Origin of the sequence: Salinivibrio sp. IB282, assembly GCF_001995685.1 — a bacterium.
GTDB classification, from domain to species: Bacteria; Pseudomonadota; Gammaproteobacteria; order Enterobacterales; family Vibrionaceae; genus Salinivibrio; species Salinivibrio kushneri.
Map to the genome: position 1 here is coordinate 1 of NZ_MUET01000100.1, position 6,494 is coordinate 6,494.

7 protein-coding genes and 1 pseudogene are annotated in these 6,494 nt (G+C 52.0%); 5 read left to right on the forward strand and 3 right to left on the reverse strand.

The window, feature by feature from the left end; translation table 11 throughout:
- A pseudogene (locus BZG14_RS16020) lies at nucleotides 1-132 on the forward strand (EVE domain-containing protein); the annotation flags it as partial.
- Nucleotides 118-573: an EVE domain-containing protein gene (locus tag BZG14_RS14270; protein WP_274532405.1), complete on the forward strand. Its 456-nt coding sequence runs from the start codon at nucleotides 118-120 to the stop codon at nucleotides 571-573. The pseudogene BZG14_RS16020 and the gene BZG14_RS14270, both read left to right, overlap by 15 nt.
- 47 nt (nucleotides 574-620) lie before the next feature.
- Here BZG14_RS14270 and BZG14_RS14275 read toward each other — a convergent pair whose 3' ends face one another.
- From BZG14_RS14275 to BZG14_RS14285, 3 genes are all read right to left on the reverse strand, one after another.
- On the reverse strand, nucleotides 621-1,430 hold the full coding sequence (locus BZG14_RS14275; protein ID WP_069361785.1) for a Cof-type HAD-IIB family hydrolase: 810 nt from the start codon (nucleotides 1,428-1,430) through the stop codon (nucleotides 621-623).
- A gap of 101 nt (nucleotides 1,431-1,531) precedes the next feature.
- A complete protein-coding gene (locus tag BZG14_RS14280; protein WP_069361784.1) occupies nucleotides 1,532-2,551 on the reverse strand; it encodes an alpha/beta fold hydrolase in 1,020 nt (339 codons plus the stop codon).
- A gap of 136 nt (nucleotides 2,552-2,687) precedes the next feature.
- A complete protein-coding gene (locus BZG14_RS14285; RefSeq protein WP_077485966.1) occupies nucleotides 2,688-4,286 on the reverse strand; it encodes an AbgT family transporter in 1,599 nt (532 codons plus the stop codon).
- 250 nt (nucleotides 4,287-4,536) lie between these two features.
- Here BZG14_RS14285 and BZG14_RS14290 point away from each other — a divergent pair, with 250 nt between their 5' ends.
- The 3 genes from BZG14_RS14290 to BZG14_RS14300 form a co-directional block, all read left to right on the forward strand.
- Nucleotides 4,537-5,547: an acyltransferase gene (locus BZG14_RS14290; RefSeq protein WP_077485964.1), complete on the forward strand. Its 1,011-nt coding sequence runs from the start codon at nucleotides 4,537-4,539 to the stop codon at nucleotides 5,545-5,547.
- 144 nt (nucleotides 5,548-5,691) lie between these two features.
- The gene (locus BZG14_RS14295) at nucleotides 5,692-6,051 is read left to right on the forward strand and encodes a DUF4145 domain-containing protein (protein ID WP_069361781.1); all 360 of its coding nucleotides are present in this window, start codon (nucleotides 5,692-5,694) and stop codon (nucleotides 6,049-6,051) included.
- A gap of 139 nt (nucleotides 6,052-6,190) precedes the next feature.
- On the forward strand, nucleotides 6,191-6,494 hold a 304-nt coding region (locus BZG14_RS14300), incomplete at its 3' end, for a lysoplasmalogenase (RefSeq protein ID WP_241824679.1).

Below are 6,494 nucleotides of genomic sequence, written 5' to 3' on the forward strand. Positions count from 1 at the left end.
GAGCCAGATACCTTTTCGATAGACACACTAAAGCAGCAAAAGGTTTCATGTTGGGAGGGCGTGCGCAATTACCAGGCACGCAATATGTTGCGTGATGAGGTAAGCGTTGGCGATGAAGTGTTGATTTATCACTCCTCGTGCGAGCCAGATACCTTTTCGATGGACACACTAAAGCAGCAAAAGGTTTCATGTTGGGAGGGCGTGCGCAATTACCAGGCACGCAATATGTTGCGTGATGAGGTAAGCGTTGGCGATGAAGTGTTGATTTATCACTCCTCGTGCAAACACGTGGGTGTGGTGGGGATCGCCACAGTCGTGCGCGCGTGTTACCCCGATCATACTCAGTTTGAGCCACAAAGCGGCTACTTTGATCCGAAAGCCACGCCTGAGACACCGCGTTGGTTTATGGTGGATGTGGCATATCAGCGTCATCTGCCACTGATTAAGTTGGCTGAAATGAAGCAAAACCCGGCACTGGCTGAGATGCCGTTGGTGAAAAAAGGTAACCGGCTGAGTGTGATGCCGGTTACCACAGCGCAATGGCAGGCAATCTTGGCGATGGCGGGGGAATAGTGCATCGCTATCAGACGCCTGTTGGCTCACGGTGAGAGCCAGGTCGCTTATAAAAGGGAGTCTAATAGGTGCGCTTTCAAATAGCGCGCTACCGCCTCATCAGCGTGACTACCAATAATGGCTTTATCTGAGAGGGTGGATTTGACACGTGCTTGGGCGGTGGCCATCACCAAACCTTGCCCAGCGGCGCGCAACATTTCCACATCGTTCATGCCATCACCAAAGGCGATACAGTCGGCCAAGTTGAGCTGATGACGACGTGCCACTTCCTCTAACGCCGCGCCTTTGGACACCCCATTCCCCATCACTTCCAGGCAGAATGGCGTCGAAAATGCCACGCTGATGCTCTCGCCATACTGGGACAAAAACTGGTGTTCGTATTTGAGTAAGTGGTCGTGATCGTGGCGAATAAAGAAAATCTTCGCGATGTTATCGACCGGTGGGTTGTCGACATCAAACTCCTGGGCGTTAAAGCCAGAGTCTTTATGATAGCGGGCGAGCTCTTCATCCATTTTGCTCAGCAGCCAGTCATTATCGCGATACAGATGAATAGTGACGGTCGGATCTTGTTTCACCTCATTGATGAGGTTGGCAACAATCTCAGGGTCAACATTGTGTTGGAATACCAAATTGTCATCGCTGTCATGCACGCGTGCGCCATTGGAGGTGATCATGTATGCAGGAATGCCGACGGTCTCACGAATGCTAGCCACGTCAACATGATGACGCCCGGTGGCAAATACAAAGTGGATGCCTTGCTGATGCAGTTGTTCCAACACCTGTTTGGTATAGGGTGCGATACTGTGCTCTGGGGTGAGCAGGGTACCATCGAGATCAGAAGCGACGAGTTTGTACATCATGTCCTCATTAGTTAGGCGATCACAATCACAGTATGTTTGAGTCTACTGCAACTGACGATGGCGAAAAAGGGAACCTTCTCACTGTTCGATTTCCGCTTTTAACGTTGGCACTGAGTTTGAAAAAAACCATCGATGGCCGTGAATGCTGCTTGGCGATGTGTATCGGTTTCAAACAAGATTTCGTGCCGCGCACCTTGGAAAAACTGCCATTGACTCGGCTGATTGGCTTGCCGGCGTAAAAAATGGAACTCGGCCATGGCGGGATTAGACACAATCTGTTCGCCGCCGGCTTGGCAAATAAGTATCGGGGTCGCCAATTGGGGGGCGATGGCTAGACAGTGCTGGGCCGCTCCCATGCCCTCGGCAATCCAGCGCGCACTTGGCCCGCCGATTTGCAACTGAGGCTGATTGATGTAGAGCTGACGAAACCAGGCGTAGCGTGCGCGTGAATGGGTTAAGCGGTTTTGCTCAAACGGCACATGGCGATAACCCACTTGGCCGGGCCCAAAGCGAGGTGGATGCTGATAGCGCGCTAACGAGCGGCATAGCCAAGGCGCGATACGCCCAAGCCAAGGATTCACTTGCACGCCAAACATCGGTGCGGTCATCGCAAGCCCGTCTATGGCATGGGGAAATTGGTGCGCATAGAGTGTGGCGATGGCTCCGCCCATGGAATGGGCGAGCATAAATGTTTGGTCGTATTGCCGATGCGCGGCAATAAATTGCATAAAAGTCGCTAGATCAGTGACATAGTCGTCAAAGCGTTCGACATGACCCAGATCGCGCGGTTTGATCACGAGCCGCTCGGACAACCCTTGGCCGCGGTGATCAAAGCTGTAGACGTCATAGCCCATCTGAAAGAGGTCATAAAAAATCTCTTGATACTTCATCACGCTTTCTATGCGGCCATTGACCACCACGACTGCCCGCGTGTTCTGCGGATGGGTAAAGCTGCACCAGTGCAAACGCAACCCGCCCTCACCGTGGAAGTAGCCTTGTTCACGCTGTTGCCAAAAAGGTGTTATCTGGTGTTTAAATGCATCGCTCAGCACTGCTTCACGGGCGAGAGAGTGCGCATCAAAAGCCGGCTGATCCTGACTGTCGGCGAGATCTGTCATCTTGGTTTACCATCACTGAGATAGACTTACTATAACCGTCTTGAGGGATGGATGAAAATGACACTTGTGGGAAAAGCGCCGCGGCAAAAAGAAAAGGCAAGCGCGAGCGCTTGCCTTAACACCGAATAACGATAAGTTACTGGTTGAAGTTGTAGTAGGTTTCTGCGCCAGGGCCAACGGGTAGACCGAGCACGAACACCCATACGTAGAATAGGATGCTCCATCCAACCATAAAGATCATCGAATAAGGCAACATGGTGGCAATCAAGGTACCAATCCCCAGATTTTTCACATAGCGACACGCCACCGCCAAAATCAGCCCGAAGTAACTCATCATCGGGGTAATGATGTTGGTCACTGAATCGCCAATTCGATAGGCCGATTGAATCGTCTCTGGGGCATACCCGACCAGCATTAACATCGGCACAAAGATCGGGGCAGTGATCGCCCACTGCGCGGATGCTGAGCCGACCGAGAGGTTAATCAGGCCACACATCAAGATGAAGGCAAAGAACAACGCTGGCCCTGTTAAACCGATGGTTTGCAAGAAGTCAGCACCGCCGACGGCAATCACTTGGCCAAAATTAGTCCATTTAAAGAAGGCCACAAATTGCGCGGCGAAGAACACCAGCACGATATACATGCCCATGGCGCTCATCGACTTAGACATCGAATCAATCACGTCGCGATCGTTATTGATGGTGCCGACGGTGCGGCCAAACACGATACCTGGGACGGCAAAGAACACCATGATAAAGGCCACAATGCCTTTCAAAAACGGCGAGCCTGCCACTTCATTGGTCTCGGGGTGACGCAGTGGTCCCCACTCAGGGACGATGGTAAGCGCTAAAATACCGCTGACAATCAGCACCGCAATCCCGGCATTGCGAAGACCGCGTTTCTCGTCATCATTCAGCTTGCTCGCGGAGGCGGCGGCGACATCTTCAGAGGCTTGGTCGTGGTCATACTGTCCCAGCTTAGGCTCGACAATCTTATCGGTGATCCACGCGCCCACAATGGCAATGAAGAAGGTAGAAATGAACATAAAGTACCAGTTCATTTCAGGCCCAACGCTGTAATCCGGGTCAATCATCTGCGCGGCTGACTCGGTGATCCCTGAGAGCAAAGGGTCGACAGTTCCCAACAATAAATTGGCTGAATAGCCGCCGGATACACCCGCAAACGCGGCGGCAAGCCCGGCTAATGGATGGCGGCCTAATGAGTGGAAAATCATCGCCGCAAGCGGGATTAACACCACATAACCAAGCTCTGAAGCCGTATTCGAGATAATACCGGCGAACACGATGGTAAAGGTCACGGTGCGACGCGACGCGCCCATTACCAGACCGCGCATCGAAGCGGACAGCAGCCCGGAGTGCTCTGCGACTGACACACCGAGCATGGCGACCAGCACGGTGCCGAGTGGGGCAAAGCCGGTAAAGTTTTTCACCAAATTGGTGACGATCATTTGCAAGCCTTCGGCGTTGAGCAGGCTTTGCACATAAATCATGCCATCGGCCGCGCGCCCTTTGGCACCCTCTGGGCGGGGGTCGGCGACAGACACATCAAAGTAGCCAGCAATACCCGAGGCGAGCAGGATAGCGACACAGAAAATCGCGAATAAAGTCACTGGATGAGGGAGCAGGTTACCGAGCCACTCGACGGTATCGAGAAAGCGCGTAAACAGTGTGCGCTTGTGCGGCCCACCTTGTTGCTCAGTGGTACTTGAGTGCATGGGATTGGTCTCCTTGGTTGTACTGCATTTCCCGTCTATGGGAAAAGGAGGCCGAATGTTAATTGTTTTTTAACTTAAATAGCAAGATTAAAAGCTAGTTATTAAGGTTAAAACGCGATCTGTGTGCTGCTAATTAACTTAAAAAACAACATATTTGACTGGATAATGACTTTAACGGACATCATTTGACGGGAAGTTGGCGTATGATGGATGGGTGCTCGAACCGGTAACGGGTTAAAAGTGTTAACAAATGCAACAGACTAAAACACAGACACATATTGATTACCTCGACATATTGCGTGTCCTCGCCGCTTTTTTCGTGGTGGCGATTCATGTACTCGGCCCGTATCGGTTTCAAATCGGTGATATCGCGCTGAGTGATTGGACCGTCGCGGTGGGGCTAAACAGTGCGAGTCGCTGGGCAGTGCCGATTTTTATCATGATTTCCGGCTTACTGTTGCTCTCGTCGACGCGCCCTTTCAGTTTGCGCCATTTTATCCGCCGCCGCGTGGTTAAGGTGGTGGTGCCCTTTTTGGTGTGGTCGTTGGCTTTTGCGTGCCTGTCTGGACTGACGCCGGATGGTTTTTCGTGGCAGACCGTCGTTCAAACACTCGAGGCGGCGCCTGATCATGAAACCTATTATCACCTCGGTTTTTTTTACTATTACATTCCGCTGCTACTTTGGGTGCCCTTGCTGCGTCCGTTAGTGCCACGCTTACCGCCATGGTCAGTGGCGTTGGTTGGCATGGCGTGGATAGGCGTCACCGCTTGGTATTTAACCGGCGCGCATGGCTGGTGGCGGAATGATTTTATCCTGTACGGCGGTTACTTATGGCTCGGCTATTGGCTGCACCAAGCGCCACGTGCGTTGTCACTGTGGTGGGGGCTGGGCCTGTTGGCATTGGGGATGACCGAGTATCACGTGTTGACCACCAGTGTTACGCATCAACAATATATTACCGAGGGGTGGCTGTCGTATACCACGGTTAATACGGTACTGATCAGTGCTGCTCTGTTTCTGGCGGTGAGGCAATGGCGAGCGGGGAAAGCAACCCCATCGTGGTTGGCGACCTTAAGTCGTTATAGTCTCGGGATCTACCTGATTCACCCGGTGTTTCTCTGGCCCGTGCGTGCTTATTGGCCCACCTTATCGCCCGCACTGGTTTGGATCCCCTTACTGACGCTGTATGCCTTTGCGGGGGCGGCGTTGACCACTGCTGTACTCCAGCGTTATCGCGCCACCGCGTGGTTGGTGCCATAAATGATGACACTTTTGACGACAAGGGCGGTCATAACTGATTGAATATAGGATGACAGGATCAGATCGCAATCATGAAGCCTGATGCCCCTAAATGGTATAAAAACCACCATACTTATAAGGTGGGGGCCGGTAAGGAGAGAGACCATGGATGACGTCGCAGTGGTGATTAAGCACAGTAAGCGCCTAGAAAGCTTGCTGCGTGAGCACTATCACGCCGAAGGGAAAGGGCTCCATCAGCTTATCGACAGTAGCCAAAAACGGCTGCCGCATGAGGTGATCAAGAAATTGCGCTTTGTGGCGACGATTCGTAATAAGGTCGTTCATGAAGAGGGTTACGAAGTCGACGATATACGTGAATTTATATCGGTGAGCAAATATTGTGAGTCAGAATTAGTGCCGCGAAGCAACCGATTGATTTGGCGGCTTGCCGCGGGGCTTATCCTGCTGTTTACCGCGGGGGCAATTGGTTTTTACGCGCAAGTGTGGCCGCAATGGAGTGGTTAGCTAACCATAATGATCGGTTGTCACCTCACGGTTAACGTTACGATTTTTTTAAACTGGATCTTGTTCTCATCAAGGGACGCTGGACATCTCCGCCAGCCTGCCTAGACTTGGCGTCCTTGTCTTGAAAGGAATGATACTCATGTGGAGCTGGTTCGCTGTCTGTTGTTCTGGACTGCTGCATATCTCCGCAGCCTACCGGGGCCCGCGTTGGCAGTTTTATCTGTTTAAACCGCTGACTATTGTGATGCTAATGGCGATAGTGGGCACTCACATTAGCGCCTCTCATTATGCGCAATGGGTGTTCGTCGCGTTGTTGTTTTCCGTGGTGGGTGATGTCTTTTTAATGCTCCCTAAAGACAGATTTGTGCAGGGGTTAACCAGCTTTTTGCTCGCCCATCTTGTCTATATCTTCGCGTTTTGGGCACAGTTTGATGGCCATATGG

What these genes read in the sequence shown, in the direction of transcription:
- BZG14_RS14275 (WP_069361785.1), bottom strand. Translation starts at nt 1,430, where the DNA reads ATGTACAAACTCGTCGCTTCTGATCTCGATGGTACCCTGCTCACCCCA.
- BZG14_RS14280 (WP_069361784.1), bottom strand. Translation starts at nt 2,551, where the DNA reads ATGACAGATCTCGCCGACAGTCAGGATCAGCCGGCTTTTGATGCGCAC.
- BZG14_RS14285 (WP_077485966.1), bottom strand. Translation starts at nt 4,286, where the DNA reads ATGCACTCAAGTACCACTGAGCAACAAGGTGGGCCGCACAAGCGCACA.
- BZG14_RS14290 (WP_077485964.1), top strand. Translation starts at nt 4,537, where the DNA reads ATGCAACAGACTAAAACACAGACACATATTGATTACCTCGACATATTG.
- BZG14_RS14295 (WP_069361781.1), top strand. Translation starts at nt 5,692, where the DNA reads ATGGATGACGTCGCAGTGGTGATTAAGCACAGTAAGCGCCTAGAAAGC.